Origin of the sequence: Nostoc sp. NMS8 (assembly GCF_017115045.1) — a bacterium.
In the GTDB taxonomy this organism is placed as follows: domain Bacteria; phylum Cyanobacteriota; class Cyanobacteriia; order Cyanobacteriales; family Nostocaceae; genus Nostoc.
In genome coordinates this window covers 16,194-40,077 of record NZ_JABXKK010000004.1, presented here as the reverse complement: position 1 = coordinate 40,077, position 23,884 = coordinate 16,194, and the positions used below count along the sequence as shown (strand labels likewise).

General features: G+C 42.0%; 20 protein-coding genes and 1 pseudogene. 14 read left to right on the top strand and 7 right to left on the bottom strand.

Annotation, left to right across the window (positions count from 1 at the left end; all coding sequences use genetic code 11):
- Nucleotides 1-4: 4 nt before the first annotated feature.
- Together HWQ39_RS00355 and HWQ39_RS00350 are read right to left on the bottom strand one after the other, a co-directional pair.
- Nucleotides 5-6,073: an AAA family ATPase gene (locus HWQ39_RS00355; RefSeq protein ID WP_292839973.1), complete on the bottom strand. Its 6,069-nt coding sequence runs from the start codon at nucleotides 6,071-6,073 to the stop codon at nucleotides 5-7.
- Nucleotides 6,074-6,361: 288 nt separating this feature from the next.
- Nucleotides 6,362-7,696: an ISAs1 family transposase gene (locus HWQ39_RS00350; RefSeq protein WP_292839970.1), complete on the bottom strand. Its 1,335-nt coding sequence runs from the start codon at nucleotides 7,694-7,696 to the stop codon at nucleotides 6,362-6,364.
- 171 nt (nucleotides 7,697-7,867) lie between these two features.
- Between HWQ39_RS00350 and HWQ39_RS00345 the strand changes: the two genes are divergently transcribed.
- Entirely contained in the window at nucleotides 7,868-8,083 is a 216-nt protein-coding gene (locus tag HWQ39_RS00345; RefSeq protein ID WP_292839967.1) for a hypothetical protein, read from the top strand.
- On the opposite strand, the gene HWQ39_RS00340 is transcribed toward HWQ39_RS00345, so the two are convergent.
- From HWQ39_RS00340 to HWQ39_RS00320, 5 genes and pseudogenes are all read right to left on the bottom strand, one after another.
- Complete coding sequence (locus HWQ39_RS00340; RefSeq protein ID WP_292839964.1) at nucleotides 8,073-8,753, bottom strand: SDR family NAD(P)-dependent oxidoreductase; 681 nt, start codon at nucleotides 8,751-8,753, stop codon at nucleotides 8,073-8,075. The genes HWQ39_RS00345 and HWQ39_RS00340 overlap by 11 nt on opposite strands.
- Before the next feature lie 22 nt (nucleotides 8,754-8,775).
- Nucleotides 8,776-10,179 carry a Rieske 2Fe-2S domain-containing protein gene (locus tag HWQ39_RS00335; RefSeq protein WP_292839961.1) on the bottom strand — a complete coding sequence of 468 codons (1,404 nt, stop codon included), beginning with the start codon at nucleotides 10,177-10,179 and terminating at the stop codon, nucleotides 8,776-8,778.
- Nucleotides 10,180-10,309: 130 nt separating this feature from the next.
- Entirely contained in the window at nucleotides 10,310-10,966 is a 657-nt protein-coding gene (locus HWQ39_RS00330) for a hypothetical protein (RefSeq protein WP_292839958.1), read from the bottom strand.
- Nucleotides 10,967-11,082: 116 nt separating this feature from the next.
- Complete coding sequence (locus tag HWQ39_RS00325; protein ID WP_292839955.1) at nucleotides 11,083-11,244, bottom strand: hypothetical protein; 162 nt, start codon at nucleotides 11,242-11,244, stop codon at nucleotides 11,083-11,085.
- Between the two features lie 610 nt (nucleotides 11,245-11,854).
- Nucleotides 11,855-12,034 (bottom strand): annotated as a pseudogene (locus HWQ39_RS00320) (winged helix-turn-helix domain-containing protein); the annotation flags it as partial.
- A 234-nt stretch (nucleotides 12,035-12,268) separates the two neighbouring features.
- On the opposite strand from HWQ39_RS00320, the gene HWQ39_RS00315 reads away from it, so the two are divergent.
- From HWQ39_RS00315 to HWQ39_RS00255, 13 genes are all read left to right on the top strand, one after another.
- On the top strand, nucleotides 12,269-12,562 hold the full coding sequence (locus HWQ39_RS00315) for a hypothetical protein (RefSeq protein ID WP_292839952.1): 294 nt from the start codon (nucleotides 12,269-12,271) through the stop codon (nucleotides 12,560-12,562).
- A gap of 736 nt (nucleotides 12,563-13,298) precedes the next feature.
- A complete protein-coding gene (locus HWQ39_RS00310; protein WP_292840014.1) occupies nucleotides 13,299-13,712 on the top strand; it encodes an element excision factor XisH family protein in 414 nt (137 codons plus the stop codon).
- Nucleotides 13,700-14,035, top strand: coding sequence for a XisI protein (locus tag HWQ39_RS00305; RefSeq protein WP_193919712.1), 336 nt, complete (start codon nucleotides 13,700-13,702; stop codon nucleotides 14,033-14,035). The genes HWQ39_RS00310 and HWQ39_RS00305 overlap by 13 nt, the downstream gene beginning before the upstream one ends.
- A 143-nt stretch (nucleotides 14,036-14,178) precedes the next feature.
- On the top strand, nucleotides 14,179-14,496 hold the full coding sequence (locus tag HWQ39_RS00300) for a hypothetical protein (protein WP_292839947.1): 318 nt from the start codon (nucleotides 14,179-14,181) through the stop codon (nucleotides 14,494-14,496).
- 51 nt (nucleotides 14,497-14,547) lie between these two features.
- Entirely contained in the window at nucleotides 14,548-15,558 is a 1,011-nt protein-coding gene (locus HWQ39_RS00295) for a site-specific integrase (RefSeq protein ID WP_292839944.1), read from the top strand.
- A 3-nt stretch (nucleotides 15,559-15,561) separates the two neighbouring features.
- Entirely contained in the window at nucleotides 15,562-16,029 is a 468-nt protein-coding gene (locus HWQ39_RS00290) for a hypothetical protein (RefSeq protein WP_292839941.1), read from the top strand.
- Nucleotides 16,030-16,031: 2 nt separating this feature from the next.
- Nucleotides 16,032-16,730 carry a hypothetical protein gene (locus tag HWQ39_RS00285; RefSeq protein WP_292839938.1) on the top strand — a complete coding sequence of 233 codons (699 nt, stop codon included), beginning with the start codon at nucleotides 16,032-16,034 and terminating at the stop codon, nucleotides 16,728-16,730.
- Nucleotides 16,731-17,013: 283 nt separating this feature from the next.
- Nucleotides 17,014-18,705 carry a M3 family oligoendopeptidase gene (locus tag HWQ39_RS00280; RefSeq protein ID WP_292839935.1) on the top strand — a complete coding sequence of 564 codons (1,692 nt, stop codon included), beginning with the start codon at nucleotides 17,014-17,016 and terminating at the stop codon, nucleotides 18,703-18,705.
- Nucleotides 18,706-18,834: 129 nt separating this feature from the next.
- Nucleotides 18,835-18,972: a hypothetical protein gene (locus HWQ39_RS00275; protein WP_292839932.1), complete on the top strand. Its 138-nt coding sequence runs from the start codon at nucleotides 18,835-18,837 to the stop codon at nucleotides 18,970-18,972.
- Between the two features lie 574 nt (nucleotides 18,973-19,546).
- Nucleotides 19,547-20,881: an ABC transporter substrate-binding protein gene (locus tag HWQ39_RS00270; protein WP_292839929.1), complete on the top strand. Its 1,335-nt coding sequence runs from the start codon at nucleotides 19,547-19,549 to the stop codon at nucleotides 20,879-20,881.
- 87 nt (nucleotides 20,882-20,968) lie between these two features.
- Nucleotides 20,969-21,880, top strand: coding sequence for a carbohydrate ABC transporter permease (locus HWQ39_RS00265; RefSeq protein WP_292839926.1), 912 nt, complete (start codon nucleotides 20,969-20,971; stop codon nucleotides 21,878-21,880).
- Nucleotides 21,881-21,883: 3 nt separating this feature from the next.
- The gene (locus HWQ39_RS00260; protein ID WP_292839923.1) at nucleotides 21,884-22,768 is read left to right on the top strand and encodes a carbohydrate ABC transporter permease; all 885 of its coding nucleotides are present in this window, start codon (nucleotides 21,884-21,886) and stop codon (nucleotides 22,766-22,768) included.
- Between the two features lie 8 nt (nucleotides 22,769-22,776).
- Entirely contained in the window at nucleotides 22,777-23,877 is a 1,101-nt protein-coding gene (locus HWQ39_RS00255; RefSeq protein WP_292839920.1) for an ABC transporter ATP-binding protein, read from the top strand.
- Nucleotides 23,878-23,884: the final 7 nt, after the last annotated feature.

Sequence of the window (23,884 nt, the reverse complement as noted above, 5' to 3'; positions counted from 1 at the left end):
ATTCTCACTCTCGATTGCTAGTAACAGTAATTTCTGTTCCTTGACCCGGTTGGCTTTGAATCGTTAGTTGTGCGCCAATGCGCTCTGCTCGTTCGCTCATTCCTAATAAGCCAAACCCACCGCTTAAAGGAATGCTACCTACTCCAAAGCCCCTACCATCGTCTTTAACCCGTAGAATACACTGTGTCCTATTATACATTAACTCAACCCGAATTTCGCCAGCACTTGCGTATTTAATCGCATTGGTTAATGCTTCCTGCCCAATTCTGAGTAAGTTATTCTCCACTTCAGTTGGTAAGGAATAGGCTATACCATGAGTTTCGCAAATCAGAGCCGTGTCGCTCGTCGAGCGCATTTGAGCCACAATCCGATGCAGGGCATTCTCTAAATTACCTTCTTCTAGTAGCCTCGGACGGAGTGCTGATACGGATCGCCTTGCCCCTGCTAGCCCAGCGCGTGCTAGTTCCTCAATCATTTCCAGATGTACTTGGATTGCTTCTGGGTCATCCGCCAGCACTTGTGTTGCTGCTCCCACCTGAAGTAGAATACCTGTGAAGGATTGAGCCAGTGTATCATGAATTTCTCGCGCCATCCGGTTGCGTTCTTCCAGAATGGAAGCTTGTTCAGCACGTTTGCGTTCACGCAGTGCAGCATTTCGCTGTTCGCTAATGTCAAGAATTATTCCTAGCATCCGCACAGGCACTCCGGCTGTGTCATAAATGCCTCGACCCCGACCTACCAACCAATGAATACTGCCATCTGGATGAATGACTCGATATTCAGCTTCAAAATCAGTATGAGTTGCTAGAGCTGTTGTAATAGCTTGCTCAACCCGATGAATGTCTTCTGAATCAACGCGATCGCGCCATACCTGATAGCTACTCTCAACCTCATTGGGAACTAACCCCAGCAATCGAGCATAATTGTCGTTCCAATCTATTTTGTTCTCCATAATATTCCAGTTGCAACTACCGATGTGCGTGAAGTCCATCGTCAGCCTGCGTTGCTCTTCACTTTGTCGCAAGGCATTCTCCACTCTTTGGCGCTCTTCAATTTCCAGTGAAAGCAGCAAAGTCCGCTCAGTGATTTGCTGTTCTAAGGTTTGGTTATAGTCGGCTAAAAGTTTCTCTGCTTGTTTGCGCTGAGTGATGTCTTGAAAGGCTACAATCGCATAAGCTACCTTGCCCTGTTCATCAAAGACTGGCGTTCCCCATGCCTCAATGGGAATAATAGTCTCGCCTTGATGAATCTCTAAATTATCCGTTCTTGTACGTTCGCCTTTTAACGCTCGGACGATTGGCATGTCCTCAGGGGAACAGTTTTGATCCGTTCCAGCCAGGTAAACTTGATAAACCTCTGCAAGATGATTTGGTGTCGCGGTAGGATCAACGCCTTTGCCTAGTAGCTGAATGCCTCGTTTATTGACATAGTAAGGGCGACCAGTCGCATCTAAGACCCCAATTCCCACTTGAACCGCTTCTAAAAATTGATTTATCTGACTTTTGCCGTCGCGTAGTTTCGAGTAGAGTTTGGCATTTTCGATCGCGATCGCTGCATGGGTAGATAATAGATTCAGAAGTTGCGATCGCTCCGGTGTAAATGCCCCAGTTGCCAACTGATTTTCTAGATACAACACACCGATGAGCTTGCTTTGATTGAGCAGCGGTAAACAAAAGACTGATTGAGTTTGATGGTGTTGAATGTAGGGATCATTAATGAAAGTACCTTCACGAGCCGCATTATTGAGGATGACCGATTCATGCGTTCGGATCACGTACTGAACAATTGATTCCGATAAGCGATTTGCTATTGAAATAGATTGTAGCACTCGCATAGCACAGACATGCTCACCATCATTGAGTTCGCAAGCAGCCTCAATCACCCATTCGCCTGAGTTTTCTAGAATCAAATATCCGGTTTGTGCACCTGCATTCTCGATTAGAATCTGCATCAGCGAATGAAGTAACTGATCGAGTTCAATTTCACGAGAAATCGCCTGTGATGCTTTCATCACTGCGACTAAATCGAAAGCAATAAGTGAGCTATTAGAAGTAGTTCCAGCAATAGTGCGGATTGGCGTGTAAGTTGCATTTGACAACTGAGGAAAGAAGTGTGGATAGCAAGTTTCTAAATCTTTAACCTTTGCAATTGCTCCCCACCGTTCATAGCAGTAGTGCGCTTCCTTTATGTAGAGCTGGGCAAACTTCTCCCGACCCCGTTCTAGATAAAACTTAGCAGCTAATTCATAGGCTAATGCTTCTTCTTGAAGATACTCATTGTCTCTAGCCCCTTGAATAGCTTGTTCATAGAATTCTTCTGCCTCCAGCAACTGACCTAAAACCCGTGCCGTTTCGGCTTGCACCAAGTGATATTTATGCAAATAATTCATTGGCGCATGATGTGCCCAGTGCTTCATTTTTTCCTGGCTTAGGACAACTTTTTTAAGGATTTCTTGCTGTGTCTCAATGCTGCTTTCAGGATATGTTGCAAGTCTTGCTAGAGCATCATAAAAGTAATAAAAAGGCCCAAGAGTCGTACCCATTATTGGGATGAAATAGCGCTCTGCGATCGCTGAATTTTCAACTGCCTGAGCATACTTAGAAAAAAGATAGAACAGGAAAAGTTTATTAAAATGGACATTAAAAATGGCTGTTCCATCATTTACCGCTTCATGTTGGGGCAATCCACTCTCCTCATTGTAGAATTTACCAACTAAACGAGTTGGATTGACCGAACAACCCATTAAATTTGCGATCGCCTGATGAAATATTTGATTCCAAGTTAGTACCGTTTTCTGTTTGATTCGACGGATTGCTTCATTGCACATAGCCATCTCGCGTTCAGCCTCCACGAGTTCTTTCCCAACAGCATAGAATTGAAAGCAATAACAATGAATACAATACGCGGCAAACTCTAAATCCCCAGTTTCTAGACCAATTTGATAGGCTTCCAGTAATGGCTTTAGTGATTCTTTAACATGCTCTTTCCAATGAAAAATAAACTCATGCACCGTGAACAATGTTCTAGCTCTGAGTGAATGGGTATTCGGCTGTGACAACAGCCTGAGAGCAAGCTGTCCAAACTTGTAGCCAGACTCGATATCTCCGATCATTTCACAAAGAATTAACCCAAGGATGGCATAGGAAAAGGGAGACACAAATGCATTGCCATACTGGGTGGATAAGTTGACTTGTTTAGATGTAAGTAGCAACAGTAAATTAGGAGTCGCAATTTTGGCAGTAATCGTGATGCCTGCCAGGATTCGCATCGCTGCTAATTTATCTGGCTCACTCATTTCCGGCAAACAGATTAAGTCATCGATTGACTTCTCTCTAATTAGAGATTTGATCGCATCTAGTTCAAGCTGAACATCTGACTGACTTGGATGTTGCAAAAAACTAATTCCCAATTGCTGCAAAGCTTGCAATGCTGTATTGATCGCATCTAATAGCTGGTTCTGAGCGATGTATGTTTGAATTTTGATATCGTAAATTTTCACGCTGTCGAGAACTGTTTTAGCCTCTTGTAAAACGGCTCCAGCCCATCTTTCTACATCTTCAAAATCGCCACAAAGGAACGCAACTTCTATTGTTTGTAGATATAACTCTAAAGTCAGGTCATAGTTTGTTTGCCAGCTAGAGGCTTCTAGCCATACTCTGCCTGTCGCTAAATAGTTTTTTGCCGTCTCATAAGCGATCGCAGCTTTCGCTTTCTGACCTGCTATTAAATTTAATTTAGCAATTTCATTTCGTTCGGGTTGATTGGTAATCAGCTCAATCCCATGATTAAGATGATCGACAATTTCAAACAGCCACTCTGATATTCGCTCTAGCGAGGTCTTTTCTAGTAGATTACGACCGATTTGTAAATGAACAATTTGTTTTTGCGACTCATCTATTAAGATATATGCTGCTTGCTGGACGCGATCGTGCAAGAACTTATACTCTTGAATTAACAAGTTTTCATCTAATTCAGATAGTGGTTGAATTAATCCAACTTGTATAGCTGCTAGTAAATCTCGAAAAACCGTTTCAGGTGGTTTATCGCAAACAATCGATAGAGTATCTAAATTAAATTCAGCACCAATACAAGCTGCTAACTGGAGAATTTGCTGTGTGTTTTCTGGTAATTTATTTAATTGGATCAGTAGCAACTCCACCACATTATCGGTAATATCCTGGGCTTGAATATCAGCTATGTTCCATTGCCAGCATAAGTGTTCAACATCAAATGTCAGCAGATTTTCGCTATACAGCATTCTCAAAAATTCATTGACAAAGAACGGATTGCCCTCAGTTTTACGCAAAACTAACTCAGCTAAGGGACGAACGATGTCTGCATTCCGATGCAGCGTCTCGGCAATTAACTGACTCAACGGCTCAAGCGTTAATGGTGTTAGGGTAATTTCCTGAAGTACTACCCCTTGTTTTCGCAGTCTCTCAAGCATTAATGCTAATGGATGCGTTGGCTTCACTTCATTATCTCGATAAGCTCCAATCAAAAATAGTGATTGAGCTTGCTCATCCAGCAGCATCAACTCAATTAAACTCAGCGTTGCTGAGTCTATCCATTGCAAATCATCTAAGAATATCACCAGGGGATGTTTTTTTGAACAAAACACCCGCACAAATTGCCCAAAAATCCGATGAAAGCGATTTTGAGCTTCTGTTGCGCCAACGGACGGTACAGGCGGCTGCTTGCCAATAATCAATTCAACTTCCGGGATCACATCAATGATGATTTGTCCGTTGCTTCCTAGAGCTGTTAGAAGGTGCGATCGCCACTGTTGCACATACTCGTCAGGCTCACTAAGTAATTGCTGTACCAATTTTTGCAGGGCAACCGCGATCGCACTGTAGGGAATATTGCGCTGAAATTGATCGAATTTACCAGAGATAAAATAGCCACGCTTCTGGATGATTGGTTTATAAATTTCCTGCACTAACGCTGATTTGCCAATGCCAGCGTAACCAGATACCAACATCATTTCAACTTGGAATTTTGGGTTGCCCGTTTGTTGGGTTTGTGAAGTTGTTTCTGAATTATTTGGTAAAGCAGCAACGGGATTTGACTCTGGACACGCTACGCGAACGAACGCCGCCAGTAACATTGCAACTTCTTTATCCCGTCCATACAGTTTTTGGGGAATTTGAAATCGATCGCAAACGTCTTGAAGCGCCAGTTGAATGCTAGAGATTTGACCGATTTCTTCTAATTGTTCAGCACAGATTTCTAAATCCGCTTTGATGCCCCAGGCACTTTGATAGCGATTTTCAGCATTTTTCGCCATTAGTTTGAGAATGATATCTGAAACTGGCTTGGGAATCGTTGTATTTATTTCATTAGGCGGAATAGGATGTTTGGCAATATGACAATGGACTAGCTCCAGCACGTCTGTGGTGAGAAATGGTAGTTGTCCGGTGAGCAGTTCGTAAAATGTCACGCCCAGCGAGTAGAAATCAGTCCGGTAATCGAGCAAACGGTTCATCCGCCCGGTTTGCTCTGGAGACAGGTAGGCGAGGGTTCCTTCTAAAACATGAGGGTTCTTGAAAGTCGGATTCGTGCGGTTAAATTGGGTGGCAATTCCAAAGTCAACAATTTTGATAACGCCAGTATCCAGATTGAGGACTATATTTCCAGGATTGATATCTTTATGAATTACATTGGCTGCATGGATTCTGCCCAGAATGTCGCAAACAGCGATCGCAAGATTTAGAAAAGTCGATAAAGGTATAGGGCAAAAGATATCTGGGCGCTTGTATATCCATTTCTCTAGGGACTCTCCCCCAAAATCTTCTAAGAGAATCACCAGAGTGCGTTGATAGTCCTGCTGGCTGTATGCTTTGATGACTCCTTCCAAGTTGAGCGAACGGGTAATTTTATATTCCTGTCTGTAGCGAGTCAGTTCTTGGGGAGAAGGATAATCAAGCTTTAGCATTTTTACGACGATCCCTACTCCATCGTCTCTCATGCCTCGATACACTAGAGAGTTAGAACTTTCATATATCTTGTTTTGAATGGCAATACCAGGTAGAGCAATCATGGAGTAACTCTTGAGAGTATGATCTGGCATACCTCAAACTATACAGCAATTCTTATTCTGAGAATAATTACTTGCTGTTTGCTCCCATCGAGAATAAGTTTTATGAAATAAGAGATTGATAACTAAACTTTAATTTCCGACTTCAAAACATTCAACACTTTTTCTTCCAAAGCGTTTAAATAAGGTCGATTTAGCTTATCCATCGGCTCTAAAAAGTTCTGCACTGATTCCTCTAGCATGCCCGAATATTTCGGCGATCGCTGGAGGTAGGGGATGGGAGGATATGGAAAACTATGGGTCAGGGTAAGAGCATCTCAATCAGGCTTGACACAAGGAATCAGAACAATCTAATCTATGGTCAATGAAACAACTGAGAACCTGAATCATATAATTATTATCCATAGCAGTGCGTTTCATTTTTTGACGGAGACTACGTTTGTAGGTCTGTTCACGGTTGAGAGCATTGAGAGCAATACGTCTTAAAAGAGCAAAATTTTGCGGGCTGTGGAAAGAACGAATGCGACAAGCATCTTCTGCAAAAGTACAATCAAGTGTCCAATGAGCCTCATTTTCAATACCCCAATGTTTGCGGATAGCTCGACCAATAAATTGAGCATCGCTGTTTAAAGAGGTGAGATAAAATTGAACCTCACGGGTAGTTTTATTCCAAAGATGACGCACACGGACGACCATAACCAGCGTTTGTAATCCTGCCCATAATTTAGGTTGATAAAGCTCACCAATCGCAGCAACGGGTACAGTCCAAACTTCACGAATTTCGGTGCGATGATGTGCTGTCTTGAAAAGTTTTGTGGAAGGAAACCTTCCCCACAAACTTTTCGCTTTTTCAAGACGTTTATCATAACTGACATCAATTCGCGAAAAATTATTAGCAAGAGCGATTTCAAACCATTCGGTCACTTGAGAACAGAGGGTGGGATGATTAGCTTTAAGTGCCAGAACATAATCACCTTTTTTAGCAATAATCTGTTTGGCAATTTCGGTTTGTGTCCCCATTGCATCAATAGTGATAATGGAGCCAGCGATATCTAATAACTCTAATAATGCAGGAATAGCAGTAATCTCATTGGATTTATCTTCTACTTTCATCTGTGCCAAAACTAGGCTTTTTTGGCTAGCCCAAGCAGTAATTACATGGAGTGCCGACTTGCTTTGATTTCGGTCATAGGAACCTCTAATCGTCTTACCATCTATGGGTATAATTTCTCCTCCCATTTTAGTCACAAGGGTTTTTACCCATCTGAAAAAGCATCGATTCAATGCTTCTGGGTCAATCAACTCAAATATGCGTCGGAAGGTATCATCTGATAGCGAAGCGGTAGCGAGTCTTCGAGCGTCTGGAATTCCGTGTGGTAATGCCAAAAATTCTTCTAACCATATTTGTTTACTAATACCATAATTCTCAATATCTTCCCATCCTTGCGCTCCGGCTATAACTGCAAGAATTGCGATTACCAGAATGTCTGTGAGTTGATGTTTTTTGGTTCGCTCTACTCTTGGGTCTTTGATGTCAGAGAAATGCTCCACTAAACTCTGTTGAATAGCTCCAATGGATGCTATTTTTGTAGACTTTTGCTCTAGACGAGAACTTTCCTTGGCAAGAGCCGATTTAGTTTCAAACCCCTCAGACATAAAGCTTTATTCCTTGAGTTTTTTGACGACAGTATGGAAGTCATCTCACTTATCTTGCTCTGATGTCAAGTACGGAGTTGGTGCTGAGTTTATTATTCGTATTCCCCTTCAGCAACTTATGTAAAATTTGATGCATTAAAAGGGGACAGCAATGTTTAAATTTTGATCTTTATGGTTTTGGTTTTTGTTTCAACACCCAAAAGACAATTGAGCAATTATTTCGAGGATATAAAAATTGGGTTAATTGCTGTGTCGGCAGATTATCCCTCTACCGATGCGGTTAAGTATTCACGTAATTCTTCGATGATTCAACTGTCAGCACCGCAGGGCAATGATGTCTACGACGGGCTACGCCTACGCAATTCAGATTCACTCTTTAATGTATAGTCAAAGGAATCCCATTATCTTTAGGTTTTAAATTGAGAATAAATGGAACAGCTTTCAATACCCAATCGGACACGGGTGTATAATTAGCAGCTTCTTCTCCAAAGCTAATAGAAAGCATATCTGTATGAATAATCCCTGGATTGAGGGGTATGGCTGCCATACCAGTTGGCAATTCTTGTGCCAAAGAACGAGTTAATCCTTCTATTGCCCATTTGGAAGCGCAGTATGGGGCAACTTGAGCTGAAGTCGAACGTCCCCAGCCAGAACTAAAGTTGACAATAATACCCCGTTTCTTTTTCACCATTGCTGGTACGAAATGGCGAATTATATTCGCTACTCCTTTGATATTGATATCTATAAGATCAGAAAATTCTTCCGATGGTATTTCCCACAAAGGTGCTGGGTAATTAGTAATTGCCGCATTATTTATCACTATATCTGGCGGTGAATATTTTTGAAGTACGTCTATTGCCCATTTTTTTACAAATTGTTCATTCGCCACATCTACAGATGTGAAATCATTGGGCGCACTAAACTTTTGACGTATTTTATCGATTGCATCTGATGAACGGGCACAACCAATAACAGTATGTCCCTGTTCAATAAAACCCTCCGTCATCGCATAACCTAGACCTTTACTTATGCCTGTAATTAAGATGAGCTTACTCATATTTTTCTGGTATTATTAGATTTCAGTTTTTTTCCGGTCGGTTTCGTGGAGGTAAGCTTCGTCCATCATAAAACTGAATAACTAACTTACTTAGTCCCATCCATGCTAGTGCAAAGATTAAGGGAGCTAGAGTTTCAATCACAACTACTACAACTGATGTTGTCTGAAAAAATAAAAAAAGCATTGGAATCCAAGCCAAAGTAAATACTGTTGCAACTCCACTCCCAAATCTCAATCGCTCAATAATAGAAAGCGCCGAGCTACAACTGGCACACTTTTCTGTATGAGAATGATATCTCTCCAGCAGCACTGACTTTGCCAATGGGGGAGAAAAAGTCTCTTTGCCAAACGGTTCAGCATTATATTGGTTTACCCACTGACGCAATTCAAATACAAAACTATCTGCTTTGGTTGGGAGGTAAAAGGCTTTGGTAAAGTTCGGGCTACCTCCTTTAGCTTCAAGATACCTTTCTTGATAGTGGAGAAAAATTTGATCGTCTTCTAAAACACCATTTTGTCCAATGTGGTAATACCAACGCGGTCTGAGCTTAATAAACCAACCTGGAAGTTTACCAGGAAACTTAAAAGGAAAACGTGCAAATATACGACATTCTCCTTTACGTATGGGTGTAGCATAAACAACGGTTAGAATTCTGCCGCGCTGGGAGTTGATGTCGTGCCACATTAAACTTGGAGCGACAAAGGTTGTAGATAACTCTCCTGATTGCCCTGGTTTCAAACCTTGTTTCCAAATCCCTTTGAATCCATGTTTCCCAGATTCAATCACTTCAAGTTCTAAAGGTGCTGCATTTGCCCTATTTCCTACCGTTTTATGGTGTGTAAACGATATGTGGCTAGGGTCTAATATATTTTCTAATAGGGTTAATGCATCATAAGGTACATCTCTAAATGTATTAATTACAACCCATCCTTCTGGAGATTCTTCTAATGGTTCAATTATTGGGACTTCGGTTTTGGCAGCATTTTCATATTCACCAACATATACAAACAGTAGTCCTTGTTTTTCAATAACTGGTAATGATCCTACACAAGCGCGTTTTGATATCTCTGCTGTTCCACCTTTGACTTGTTGAGGAATCCTTTGACAATTTCCATCTCCAGAAAAAGCCCAACCGTGATACGGACATTCCAAAAGCCCATCGTCACTTATCCTGCCTTCAGACAACGGTGCTAAACGATGAGGACACTGGTCTTCAAAGCTTCTCCAAGATTGAGCAAGTTTATCCCACCAGATTACAATATCTCTTCCTAACACTGTAAAAGGGGTTGGTTTTGATTTGTCTAAGTCCTCTAAGTAATGAATGGGATACCATGTCTCTTTATAATCAAAACTATTCGGATCGCTGCCACCCGCAGGCTGTTTTGAGTGAAAACTATCTCTGACGTTAACTTCTTTCTCAAGCATTTTTGATGTTTATTAACTTTTATTGTCTACTCTCAGATTTATTTTAGCTAGTATACTCTTACCCCATTATCAGGCTTGAATGGTGGCTACATCATAACTATAGTTAATCCGAACGCCAAAGCTTCGACTGCTACTTATTAGGGTTTTTGTGCTTTGTTGGGTCAACTAAGCGATATGATTGGTCAGATTCACTCGTTGGAGGAAGCGGATTTCCAGCAGTTGATGTTACCTCTAGCCCTGTGCCTTTTCCATTAGAATTGATTACTTCGTACTGTCCACTAATGGGAGTGCGTTCCCCTGGACTATGCAATGAAGATTCAGCCTCCTCTGATTGGCTTAACCCTGTAGTACCAGCACTATAAATTAGATAAAACTGCCTGGTAATTTCAAAACCTGGAACATAACCACCGTGGAACGGTATTTCTAATAGTTGACTAAGCGCTCCTTTTATTTCTGAGATTGGTTTAAGCAATCTTTCGTTGTCCTGGCTCCATCTAATAATTTGTGCATCTAGCAATTCTTGAAACTCAAGAGCGTGTAATGTCGCCTGATCTGAGGCAGTTTGGCTATCTACAACAATCGATAACTTGAGAGTGAACAAAAGTTTCGTTTGTATCTCTGGAGAATCATCATTAGAGATAACTTGAGTACAATACTCGTCTACATGAAAACCAAACTGGGCCTTAAAATGGGAAAAGCTCTGTGTTTGAAGTTTTTCACTAAGATATGGTAGCAATCCCCTATGGGGATCTAATAGGATTTGACGGACGATTGGTATTTGTATCATAAATACTCTACTAATTCTAAATTAGACGTTTTCTTGACTAACAATTTCACCAGATTCTGCACTTTAAGACATCCATCAAACTGACGATAGTTAGCTCAATCGCTCTACCGATTTACTTAAAACATCTTTGGTGCTGCAATATGCCAGATAATTGCTCCCATCTCCGACCAAGGGAGCAATCGTAGACTATGGGGGTAATACGGTTCGGTTAAGACATCTCTTTGCCGCAACATTCCTTCTGCACCTACCGAACACGCTAGCCATCTCGTGCATTGCATTATTTCTTGTTGCTTTGTCTAAGACCTAGAAGGAATCGATGAATCATATCGACTATAGTACTTATTTCTTGTCGTTCAGGATGTACAGTCTTGTAGAGCTGTATTAGATGCGTCTTGCCATCGGGTTTCCTACAAATGAGTTTTAAAACTTGAACGGGTAATATGCCCGATGAGCCTGCGTAAATTGTCTCTGAAAACCACTGAATTGATTCTATTTCATTGAGAAAATAGTCTTTCTTATAATGCCAGAACAGATAGGTATACTTGATTGTTAAAAGATTACTATTGCAGTCAAAGATAATAGTTATAACTGGGAGATGGAAGTCTACAATCGTCATAGCGAATAGAAAGCACACACAGATAATTAGTGCTATGGAACTAAAATAATAAAGCGGAGCATAAGCTACGATCTGATATATTGATTCCACCGCTTTCTGACTCAGACCAAATATTGTCCATTTTTTGAATGTAGAGATCAATAAAAAGTAAATAGCAACATAAATAAAAAGGGCTATCATCTTGGTATCAAAATTTCTTCTTTCTGACTTGATGACAAGTCGATTGGGTGTTGTTTCTAAAATTTTCAACATTTTGACTGATAATTTCTTCTTCAATCGTGTTCTGAATCAATAATTCGTGGGAAAAAATAACCACTACCTCTTGCTGTGATAATGAATTCTGGGTCGTTGGGGTCGGATTCTACCTTTGTCCGCAATCGTGAAATATGCACATCTACCACACGGGTGTCTGTATTCATCTCTGGTACAAAGCCCCACAATTGCTGTAAGAGTCAAAAGCGCAAAACAATCTTGAAGTACAGTCATGATCAAAAAAGCGATCGCTTAATACTTGCATCTGTGCAACAGATTATGCTGGGACATCTACCCGAAAACAGATTTGTACACAATTAATAAATTCTTCTGCAAGGGACTCGTATTTTCCATCGATTTGGTGTACCTTGTTAATTCCGTGCAATTATTAATACCTAACTTCTCCCAAATTTACTCATCCAACTTTTAAGCCAATGAAAACTTCTAATGATACAGATACCAAGAAAATCATCAAAAAATCCGACAAGCTTACCCTGAGACAGATGAAGTTAATTGAGGAGGCTGAAGACCAACTTCTTCAAGCTAATACTGTCAATTCTACTCCCCCTGTGGTTGAGGTTGAGGAGAAACCAGTAGCAATTTCAGAGCCTAGAGTTCCTGACTATATTCCGCTCCTTGACAACCCTCCAGTACAATCTGTGGGCAACTCTGGCTGGCAGGTTTCTGATGTCTGGCGCGATATCCGAGTGGATGATTTTTGTGGGTAAGTAGCGAAGCGATCGCTTTTGTCTTGTTTGAACTTGACTATCATTACCCCAGCGCATCCATATCTCAATTACTTTTGAGCGCAACCGACAATTTTTGTAAACTATCTTTACACCAGTTCAAAGTTATGGTTGCGTTTTGTCTATAATTAATTTGCGGCTAATTATAGCTACAAGTGTAACCATAGCACTTTGTAAACGTGTATCCCTTGGATTAGGCATCTTGGGCGATACCTTGAAAAAACAGAATTCATCGGCAGCGCAATAGTCCCTATTCTCGTTGCCAACATGCACTTCTTTGCGATCGCATGTTGGTGAAAGTCTTGTGTCTGGGGGAGAAGAGGTGTTAATCGTAGTTTTTGACGTATAAAAGATAAGAGTTTGTTATTTTGTGTTGTAACCTTATACTACAAAGTAATCTAAAGCATAATGTGAGCAAAGTCTAGATTTAAAGGATTTATGTGTATGTCACTTAAAAGATAAAATGGCCGTAGAACAGAACCTATGGCAGAAGCGTATTTGAAACGATTGAATGCGATCGCTTGTAAAGTAGGGCGACGCAAAGATAAGCATTGCAGGTTTTTAGGGCGGCCACTTTATTCTTTAATTCCGGCCATGTTTTCCTTTAAGTGACAGTAATTGCTCAACTTATGCTTTCAAAGTTGCTTATTTTATGCTTACAGTGACAAAAGCAAAGCTGCTTACCCCAATAGCTTTGGTTATTCATTGGATAGTTGGTATGGCTCGTGATTTATTCCACAATATTGTGAGGTCTGCACTCGAGAAAGATGGTTGGTCAGTTACAGACGATCCGCTAAATATTCGGTGTGGTGGAGTTGATGTTCAGATTGATTTAGGTGCAGAACTCCTAGTTGCTGCGGAAAAATCTGGAGAAAAAATAGCAGTTGAAATCAAAAATTTTGTTAGTGCATCGAAGATTTCAGAATTTCACATGGCACTAGGACAGTTTATTAATTATCGGACTGCATTACGTGCAGAAGAACCTTCGAGAAATTTATATTTAGCTGTACCATTGGTAACTTATAATGATTTTTTTAATTTGCCTTTTATTCAAACTGTAGTCAACGAAAACAAATTGAAATTAATTATTTATAACCTTGAGACTGAGGAAATAGAGCAATGGATAAGTTAAATGAATACCGCACAAAAGTTAGGCAATTATTAACTAAGTATATCGAGTACAAGCCTAGTTATGGAGATGTAGAGGTCGAACAGATTTTTGACGTAGAGTATGACCATTATCAAATTATTAGCATTGGATGGAACAATCAAAAACGGATCTATGGCCCAATAATGCACCTAGATATCAAAAATAATAAAATTTGGATTCAACAAAATACAACGGAAGTAGATATTGCTTTAGAATTGATAGAAATGGGTGTACCTAAACAAGATATTGTCATCGGTTTTCATACTCCTAAAATGCGTCAATTATCGGGATTTGCTGTGGAATAAACATGATACAAAACGCAGAATCTTTGCCACCATTCCGATTGAGGATGTATTAGTTAATAGAGAGCTATGAGGTAGTAAAAGGACTACTTTATTTTGTATAAATTCGGGTAAAATTTTGTTGTGATAGCCACAAGTTGTTAATCATGCGTTATTATTACAAACTCGTAGGACATACCCCTGTTGCTGTTAATTCATTGTCAGAGTGGCGAGATTATTTACACTCAGTACAAGATTCAGGACAACATCTAGTTGCCGAAACTATAGTTGGGGATGCCAAAGTATCAACTAGTTTTTCAGGATTCGATCTCACTTTTGGAGATCCCCCGTTGCTTTTTGAAACAATGGTTTTAGGTGGGCTTCATCACGGGAGAATGCAGCGTTATTCTACATGGGAGCAGGCACGCTTCGGTCATGATCATACCGTTGTAGAAGTCATGACTACCTCACCACCAGATGAGTAGATAAACAGAAAATTATATTTAATACTTACTAAATAATTTACATATAACTGAATGAACTACAGCGCAGATTCTTTACCTGAGATCAAACTTATTCCCCTTGATCGTGAAGCTCTACATTTCACACAGCCAGGAGAAACTAGAAGACCACCAACCGATATCCGGTGGGTAAAGGTGCTAGAGTTTCTACGCAGCAACAATCTCGCACTCAATAGCCGCAAGCTTTATGAACGCGAACTCAAAAGGTTTTTGGCTTGGAGTGAACTACATTATCATGAACTGCGTCCACGTCACCTTGCGCTATACAAAGAATATCTCCGTGATGAAATACGGACTGATGCAGGTAATCCCCTTTCAAAAAGCAGCATCAATGCGGGAATTGCAGCACTCAAAAGCTTTTTCAAATGGATGTGCTATACGTATCCTGAAATTATTGCTACTAATCCAACACTGGGAATAAAACTGGAAAAAGTGCCACTACCACCAGCCCAGAGTTTAACCCCAGAACAGATGGAACAAGTTTGGACAGCGTTGGAATTGCTCCAAGAGACAAAGCAACGGGATACAGCACTGGTTCACATTCTCAGTCATGGACTCCGGGCTGGGGAAGTTGTGCAGCTAAATGTTGGCTCATTTGATGGCAAGCTGCTATTTTTACCAGACACCAAAACCAATGAACCACGCTTAGTTCCACTGCGAAAAGAGAGCCGGGAAGTTTTAGCAGAGTATTTGCGATCGCGCCAACAAAGGAGTGAGGTGTTAAACAGCCTTAGCCCACTGATGATTTCACACCATGCTTCATACAAAGGTGAACGCTTGAGTTATCACGGCATTTACTTCGCTGTGGAAAAAATCGGTGAAATAGCTCACATTGAGGATTTGCACCCTCACTCCTTTCGCCACACCTATGCCACTGACTTATTGTTATTGGGAGTTGACCCCAGCCATGCACGAAAATTAACTGGACATCAAAGCGAGAAAGCGTTTCGACGGTATACGCTTCGTAGCGAACAAGAAGCGGCGATCGCTGCTTACTATCGTGCGATTGGCGAAGAAGCGGAGTAAGGTATGCCCAAGCCACTTGATCCCAAATGTCAGCTATGTGCCAAGTTACCAACAGCTAAAGCTAAAGTTTTACACGGGACAAATGGGGATGGATGCTGGAATCCTAAAGTTTGCCATAATCGCCGCTCCTTCTACCGCCGTCGAACCGATGATAATTCCGCGCAATTGGACGCGATCGCAGTCGAACCCCCAGCAACATATTTTGCAGTGCTGTATTTGTATAAAGAATCAGGCGATAAACCATTACACGCTATGTCAGCAGAACTCTGGCTGGGTCAAAAACCTGTTTGTCGCTTAGAACCAATTCACTGCTTTGGATTAACGGCTGGTAAAATACGCGCCTATACAGATCAAGTGTTGCAGGCATTTGCATCTCAATACAGTGTTTCACTATATCAGTACAAGGAGATGTTCGAGATTAGTCCTACTCACTGCCCAGTGCGACCTTGCCCTTTAAACCCAGATTTATAGCTATGGCTACCTATCGCCAATTAACAATCTGGGATATTTTGGATGAAATGTCAGTTGCTCCGCCGACATCAACATTAGCTCCGGTGTGGGAATGTTTGGATACTGAGCTTGAAAATTTATCAACAGAAGCACAGTTATCTACCGCAGCAGAAGCATTTTATCAGATCGCAGATATTCTCAAATCCCGTGCTGAGTTAATTTTGCAAGATGTACGCGCTCAAAACGATACTGATGGGCCAATTATTAGCATCGATCTTTTTGCTGGTTTAGTGCGGACAACAATGCACCTAGATTTAGATGATTTGATTGAACCGCAAACACCACAAACCTTTAAAGCACATGGCCCACACCAATTTTCATATCTTACTGAGTTGGGTGATTCTGTAGTAGCACCTGTTGAAAAAGCGAATGTTTTGGCAATGCTCGATGAGGTGACAACTTTAGAAGATGTCCGCAATTTGGCATCAGATGAGGATGTTCAAAAATGGCAGAGCGCGATCGCTAACTACCTGATAAATGTCAAAGATGAGATTTCTTTAGTTAAACTGCAACGTGTGTTGCAAATGCCGATGGTGGAGGTGTGGTTAGGATTATTGCTTGGTGGGTTTACATTAGAACAACGTGGTGATTTTTATCACAACCATAATGTCTGGGTGAAAAGCTCTTTAACTTCGGCCATCTTCAATGGCATAGCCCCTTGAATCAGGTTGAAAATATAAGTCCCAGTGAAAAGCTCTCTAACATAGAACTTTGAAAGATGTGCAGTATCTTCGAGACGATTAAAATTTAATAATAAGGGACTTCCAGTTAAAAAAATATCCCATCGTAGGGTCGCAACGCCTTGCGCCCCTAAAAATAAATAATTTGGGATAATTTATTTTCTGCAAGTCCCTAATAGGATTGGTAAACTTAGAATTTTGGGGAAAAACGAAAGTTGCCGATTTCCCTAAATAAAAACTTTTTCATGAGGGAAAGGAAAGATTGATGCAAGCTCCAGTAGATTTTGCCGAGATCACAGCAGAAACTCCGACACTCTTGGGCGTAACTGCCGAATACCAAGCTATCCAGGCGCAGTTTAACCAGGCTCAAACCTCACAGCAACGAAAGGCTGCCTTTCAACAGTGGGATGCCTTACGATGCAGACTCAGTACATGGAAGGAACTCACGCAACTCCACTTTCACCAAGACACGCAAAATCCAGAATACAAAACCGCCTTGGACTATTGCAGCGAACTTTCACCATCTCTGACTGCCCTTGAAGTAGACTTCAAACGGCAGCTGATTCATAGCCCCAATCGCATCGAATTAGAACAAAGCTTGGGACGGCAAGCCTTTTTGCTGTGGGAAGCAGACATCACAACTTTTGAAGAAGTAATCACAGCAGATTTAGTTGAAGAATCCAAACTCATCAATGAGTACACCAAACTGATCGCCTCGGCAAAGCTAGAGTTCGGGGGTGAGCAAGTAAATTTATCAGGTTTGCAACCATATCTGCAAAGTAAAGAGCGAGACATTCGCCAGCAGGCAGAACAGTGTCGCTGGCAGTTTTTTGAGCAGAATCAAGACCACTTCGATCAATTGTTTGATCGATTGGTGAAACTGCGCGATCGCATGGCAAAAAAATTGGGCGATGAAAACTACATTGCGCTAGGATATCGCCGAATGCGACGGGTGGATTACAATCAAACCGATGTTGAACGCTATCGAGATCAAGTAGTTCAAGAGGTCGTTCCCCTAGCAATGGAGCTAATTGGGCAACAGGCAAAACGGCTCAATCTAGACACCCTATATTTCTGGGATGAGTCCGTCTTTGATGCAAAAGGTAGTCCGGCTCCCATTGGCAATCATGACTGGATGCTGGAACGGGCACAAGAAATGTTTGATGCCTTGAATCCATCGCTGGCTAGCTTTTTTCAGATGATGGTTGAGCAGCATTTACTAGATTTGCAAAACCGTCCCGGAAAAGCAGGAGGCGGATTTTGCACAAGCTTCCCAACCTATGATGTTCCATACGTGTTCGCAAATTTCAATGGCACAAAAAACGACGTGCAGGTGTTTGTTCACGAAATCGGTCATGCCTTCCAAATGTGGCGAAGTCGCCATTTGCCAGTTTTTGATTACCTGTGGCCTACCCTAGAATCGTGTGAAATTCACTCCATGAGCTTAGAGTTTCTCACCTATTCGCAGATGGAAAAGTTTTTCGGGGATCAAGCCGATCGATTTCGGAGGCAGCATCTAGCCTGGTCGATTCTATTTCAGCCTTATGGTGTGGCAGTGGATCATTTTCAGCATTTGGTATATGCGAACCCAGAAGCAACCCCGCAAGAACGACATCTTATGTGGCAACAAATGGAAGCTCGTTATCTGCCTTGGCGTAAATATGGAGATTTGAACTACCTCAACAAAGGTGGACTCTGGCAAGAAAAACAACACATTTACTGTTCACCCTTTTATTATATTGATTACACCTTAGCGGGGTGTTGCGCCTTGCAGTTTTGGGTCAAAGCAGAAGAAAATTATTCGCAAGCGTTGGCGGAGTATATTGCATTATGCGATCGCGGTGGTTCTGCATCCTTTCGAGAATTAGTGCGATCGGCAAATCTCATTTCTCCCTTTGAAGCTGGTGCGCTTACTCAAGTCGTTGAAAAAGTGCGTCAGAGTTTGAAGACTGGCTGATGAGAAGGCGAAGAAGCATCTAAGCCTTTCTGGAGTTTAGTGGCAGAATAAAACCTAGATTCCGGTTTTTCACACTGCATCAAAAAATAACCTGTCAAAAATGCCCGAAACATATTCTGGGCATAGATTGTGACGAACGTAATTCTAACCTATGTGATTGATGCCTCTGGTGGTGGCAAAGTCCCAATTCAAGCCGAGACTTTACTTGCATATGAGCAGGACACAAAAAATAGTTATCGAAGCAAATCCAACTGGCGACGGCAATAAAATTCAGCCAGAAAATGAGTGTATTTGCCCAACCAATATCGGCTAAAATAGGGGCTAGTAAACTTAATTCACCGAACATCAGTATGTAATTATCAACTGCATTTAATCATAGTCCAACTACCATAATTACTATTAAGAATTGGGGGTGATTTAAAGCACAACTAACTTCTTTGAATATCCAAAATTTGAGGGCAGCAGGAAAACCCCAAACAATAGACCGCAAATAAGTTTGAGCCAACAACACGTTGCTTTATTCTTACCCAATCAGCAGCAAGATATAGTCAAAGTGCTAAATGAGAAACATCAGACTTAATATATTAAAATTTTCTCCCCCAGGCTTTAGGCATTTTTGTCCTCAAACATTACTGTATACTTAGGGTTTACTAGCAAAAATTTACACTTATTTATATCAAATTGCTTATTGCTTATTTATTGAAGCCAGGTCGATGTTAAGTTTATTGACTTGCTTGTTCATTACTCAAGCATTTTGATAAAAAATAATATAAAGCGACCTTTCTGAGATTTTTATGTTTTTATTTCCTAATAATTACCACTAGCGATCGCGACATTAATAATGTTGTACCGAAAGCCAATAAACAAGTTGCAAAAATTCATCCAAAAACAGAGTTATTTACATATAGGGGTTTTCCTGGCAACTCTATTGAGCATCATATTGTTCAGTTGGGTAGTACTCTCGCAGCAACCAGTTATCCTCAATCTGTTAATGACTGCCCCTGATGCCGAACCTTGGAGGCAGGGTTTAATTAGAGACTTCGAGGCTGAGAACCCAGGTATTCGCATTAACTTGGTTGAAGGGCCGAATGCCACAAATTTGCTCGAAGACCTGTACACCTCATCTTTTATCTTGGGTGAATCCCCTTATGACCTGATTAATATGGATGTCATTTGGACATCCAAGTTTGCTGCTGCTGGATGGTTGCTACCTTTAGGCGATCGCATTTCTAAAGAGGACTTAGGAGCATTTTCATCCCAGGATGTAGAAGGGGGACGCTACCAAGACAAACTGTACCGGATTCCAGTGCGTTCTGACGTGGGAATGCTCTACTACCGGGAAGATTTAATCAAACAAGCAGGACTGCAACCGCCAGAAACATTTGATGATTTGATGCGAATTTCCCAAATCTTGCAAAAGAAAAAGCAGGTGAATTGGGGCTATGTTTGGCAGGGTCGCCAATATGAAGGACTTGTGGCGATGTTTGCAGAAGTTCTTGATGGTTTTGGTGGCTTCTGGGTTAATCCCGACACCCTCGAAGTTGGACTAGATCGACCAGAAACATTACGAGCTATTGAGTTTCTGCGTAGTACCGTTAGGGAGGGCGTTTCTCCTCCTGGAGTCACAACTTACCAAGAAGAAGATACCCGGCGCTTGTTTCAAAGTGGTCAAGTCGCGTTTTTACGCAATTGGCCTTATGCGTGGCCTTTAGCTCAAGCAGAAAATTCGCCAATCCGGGGCAAAATCGCGATTAAACCGATGGTTCATGCTCCTGGGCAGACGGGAGCGGCAAGTCTTGGGGGCTGGGGTTTAGGGATTTCTAAAACCTCTAGACATCCTGAAGAAGCTTGGAAAGCAATTCAGTATTTTACCAGTCGGGAAGCACAGCGCCGATTCATTTTCAGTGCAGGCTATGTGCCAAGTCGCCGGGATTTGTTTACAGACCCAGAGATTGTTGCTAAATACCCCCACTATCCGCAGTTATTGGAGGTGGTAGACAATGCAGTTTTACGTCCGCCGATCGCGCAATATGCTCAGACATCAGATATTTTACAGCGTTATCTCAGCGCCGCATTATCCGGTCGGATGAATTCCTCGCGAGCAATGCAAGCTGCTGCTGCGGAGACGCGCCGATTGCTGGGAGCAGGGGGAAAGCAATTAAAAATTAAAAATTAAACAACTTGTGCTTTCTGCCTCCTCTTTGCCAATGCCCAATGCCCAATGCCCAATGACAAATGACAAATGACAAATGACAAATGACAAATGACAAATTTAAATACACTCAAAAGTCGAGAACAACAGACAGCATGGATTTTATTAACACCCGCATTGCTGCTGTTGTTGTTTGTATTTGCCTACCCAATTTTACGAGCATTTTGGTTAAGCGTATTTACTAGAAATCTGGGAACAGAGCTACAACCTGTATTCTCTGGTTTGGACAATTATGTGCGGATGGCGGGGGATGGTCGTTTCTGGCAGAGTTTGTGGGCGACAACCGTGTTCACAACAGCATCAGTAATCTCAGAACTACTGCTAGGATTAGGGGTTGCCCTAGTTCTCAATCAGGCGTTTTTTGGGCGAGGCTTAGTGCGTACAAGCGCACTTATACCTTGGGCTTTGCCTACCGCTCTGATTGGTCTGGCGTGGGCTTGGATTTTTAACGACCAGTTTGGGGTTGTGAACGATATTCTGCGGCGGTTGGGGCTGATTGAGACTGGGATTAACTGGTTAGGAGATCCAACGCTGGCGATGATAGCAGTGGTTTTTGCTGATGTTTGGAAAACTACGCCGTTTATCAGCATCTTGTTGCTAGCTGGGTTGCAGTCGATATCCAAAGACCTTTATGAGGCTTACTCGGTCGATGGGGCAACTGCTTGGCAAAGCTTCCGCAATATTACCCTGCCACTACTGCTGCCACAAATCTTAATTGCAGTGCTATTTCGGTTTGCTCAAGCTTTTGGGATTTTCGACTTGATTGCTGTAATGACCGGGGGTGGCCCTGGTGGCTCTACGGAAGTGGTGTCATTGTATATTTACTCCACAGTGATGCGCTACTTAGATTTTGGTTATGGAGCAGCCCTTGTAGTGGTGACATTTTTAATATTGATTGCTGCGGTGGCGATGGCTAGTTTCTTGCTTAACAGATTCCGTGCCAAAACATCAGGAGCCATTTAACTCATGAGTCTAACTCGACAAGCAGTTCCAACGACTCCAAAACGAACAGAGAAAACCAAGTTTTCTCTTAAAAAAATCTTGTTGCCCATAATAGTTACATTAGTGGTGATATTCAGCCTAGCGCCAGCCTTATGGCAATTGCTGACCTCGTTTAAAGTGAATGAAGATATTGCCGCCGTTCCTACTGTCTATTTCCCCACACGATTCACTTTCAATCACTACATTGAGTTATTCACCCGTCGCCCATTTTGGCGTTACATCTTCAACAGTGCCTTTGTATCGATTACTTCTACAGCTGTATCTTTAGCGATCGGCGCACCTGCGGCTTATGCCCTCGCACGGTTACGCCCAAGGTGTGAAAGAGTTATCCTCGCCAGCGTTCTAATTGTTACCTTATTTCCTGGAATTCTCTTGTTCTTAGGACTGTTAGAAATTATCCAGGCGCTTAAACTCGGCAACAATTATCTGGCGCTGATTATACCCTATACTGCCATCAATTTGCCGCTAACAATTTTAGTACTTAGAAGCTTTTTTCAACAATTACCAAAAGATTTAGAAGATTCCGCTAGGGTCGATGGCTACAACACCTTTCAACTACTATGGCAAATCGTGCTGCCGATGACCCTTCCGGCCTTAGTGACTACTGGAATCCTCACCTTTATTTTTGCTTGGAACGAGTTTATTTTCGCTCTCACGTTTATGACTCGTGAAGAATTGAAGACAATTCCCGTTGCTGCGGCCCAGTTGGGTGGTGCGACAGTATTTGAAATTCCCTATGGTGCGATCGCTGCTGCAACTGTTGTGGGCACATTACCCCTGATTTTACTAGTTTTGTTTTTCCAGCGCCGGATTGTCCAAGGTCTTACCGCTGGTGCTGTAAAAGGATAGAAATCAAAATGGCTAAACTCGAACTCACAAATTTGAATAAAACCTATAATCCTAAAGTCATCCCTGTCAAGGACGTTAGTTTAACTGTAGATAACCATGAGTTTCTCACTTTACTTGGCCCTTCTGGCTGTGGCAAATCTACCGTCCTACGCATGATTGCGGGTCTTGAAGAACCGACTCGCGGTCAGATTAAGATTGGGGAGGTGGATGTCACCTATAAACGAGCAGCCGATCGCAACATTGCAATGGTATTTCAAAGCTATGCACTCTATCCTCACATGACGGTGTACGAAAACCTTGCTTCTGGACTCAAGCTGAAAAAAGTACCGCCTACAGACATTAAACAGCGAGTGGCACAAGTGGCACAAGTTTTAGGATTAGCAGAGTTAATGAACCGTAAGCCTGGACAAATGTCTGGAGGTCAACGCCAACGAGTGGCTGTTGGTCGTGCTTTGGTGCGTAATGCCGATGTATACCTGCTGGATGAACCCTTAAGTAACCTGGATGCACTACTGCGGGAACGAGTCCGAGCCGATATCAAGCAAATTTTTGCAGCCCAAAAAGTGCCAGTTGTCTACGTTACCCACGACCAAACAGAAGCGATGACGCTCTCCACAAAAGTTGCATTGCTCAACGATGGCTATGTCCAGCAACTTGATCCACCTGACCGCATCTATAACCATCCAGCTAATCTATTTGTGGCTGGATTTGTTGGTAGTCCGCAAATGAATTTGCTGACTTTACCTTGTAAGGGACAATATGCGATCGTGGGTAACTTCCAAATGCTTCTTCCAGATATACCAACAGTACCACCGCAGATTGTTCTGGGAATCCGTCCAGAAGATGTCCGCATTGCTCAACCAGGTGATACCCAAACTATCCAAGGGCGAGTGTTTTTAGTGGAAAACTTGGGTATGCACTATTTAGTCAGTGTCAGGATTGAGGGTTCACAAACCGGAGCGATTACGGTACGTGCTTTGTTGCCAACAGACCAAAATTGGAGCGGCGAGGATATTACATTAGCATTGCCCCCTGAGGATATTCACTGGTTTGATGTTCAATCTGGCCATGCTCTTGTTAAAAGACAAATGTTAGATGTCAGCAGCTAGTACAGTA

Coding starts and splice junctions, on each gene's coding strand:
- HWQ39_RS00300 (WP_292839947.1), top strand. CDS start 14,179: ATGCGTTATTATTACAAACTCGTAGGACATACCCCTGTTGCTGTTAAT.
- HWQ39_RS00255 (WP_292839920.1), top strand. CDS start 22,777: ATGGCTAAACTCGAACTCACAAATTTGAATAAAACCTATAATCCTAAA.
- HWQ39_RS00305 (WP_193919712.1), top strand. CDS start 13,700: ATGGATAAGTTAAATGAATACCGCACAAAAGTTAGGCAATTATTAACT.
- HWQ39_RS00340 (WP_292839964.1), bottom strand. CDS start 8,753: ATGAGTAAGCTCATCTTAATTACAGGCATAAGTAAAGGTCTAGGTTAT.
- HWQ39_RS00335 (WP_292839961.1), bottom strand. CDS start 10,179: ATGCTTGAGAAAGAAGTTAACGTCAGAGATAGTTTTCACTCAAAACAG.
- HWQ39_RS00285 (WP_292839938.1), top strand. CDS start 16,032: ATGGCTACCTATCGCCAATTAACAATCTGGGATATTTTGGATGAAATG.
- HWQ39_RS00290 (WP_292839941.1), top strand. CDS start 15,562: ATGCCCAAGCCACTTGATCCCAAATGTCAGCTATGTGCCAAGTTACCA.
- HWQ39_RS00345 (WP_292839967.1), top strand. CDS start 7,868: ATGGTTTTGGTTTTTGTTTCAACACCCAAAAGACAATTGAGCAATTAT.
- HWQ39_RS00310 (WP_292840014.1), top strand. CDS start 13,299: ATGGCTCGTGATTTATTCCACAATATTGTGAGGTCTGCACTCGAGAAA.
- HWQ39_RS00330 (WP_292839958.1), bottom strand. CDS start 10,966: ATGATACAAATACCAATCGTCCGTCAAATCCTATTAGATCCCCATAGG.
- HWQ39_RS00265 (WP_292839926.1), top strand. CDS start 20,969: ATGACAAATTTAAATACACTCAAAAGTCGAGAACAACAGACAGCATGG.
- HWQ39_RS00260 (WP_292839923.1), top strand. CDS start 21,884: ATGAGTCTAACTCGACAAGCAGTTCCAACGACTCCAAAACGAACAGAG.
- HWQ39_RS00270 (WP_292839929.1), top strand. CDS start 19,547: ATGTTGTACCGAAAGCCAATAAACAAGTTGCAAAAATTCATCCAAAAA.
- HWQ39_RS00280 (WP_292839935.1), top strand. CDS start 17,014: ATGCAAGCTCCAGTAGATTTTGCCGAGATCACAGCAGAAACTCCGACA.
- HWQ39_RS00325 (WP_292839955.1), bottom strand. CDS start 11,244: ATGCAATGCACGAGATGGCTAGCGTGTTCGGTAGGTGCAGAAGGAATG.
- HWQ39_RS00355 (WP_292839973.1), bottom strand. CDS start 6,073: ATGCCAGATCATACTCTCAAGAGTTACTCCATGATTGCTCTACCTGGT.
- HWQ39_RS00315 (WP_292839952.1), top strand. CDS start 12,269: ATGAAAACTTCTAATGATACAGATACCAAGAAAATCATCAAAAAATCC.
- HWQ39_RS00295 (WP_292839944.1), top strand. CDS start 14,548: ATGAACTACAGCGCAGATTCTTTACCTGAGATCAAACTTATTCCCCTT.
- HWQ39_RS00350 (WP_292839970.1), bottom strand. CDS start 7,696: ATGTCTGAGGGGTTTGAAACTAAATCGGCTCTTGCCAAGGAAAGTTCT.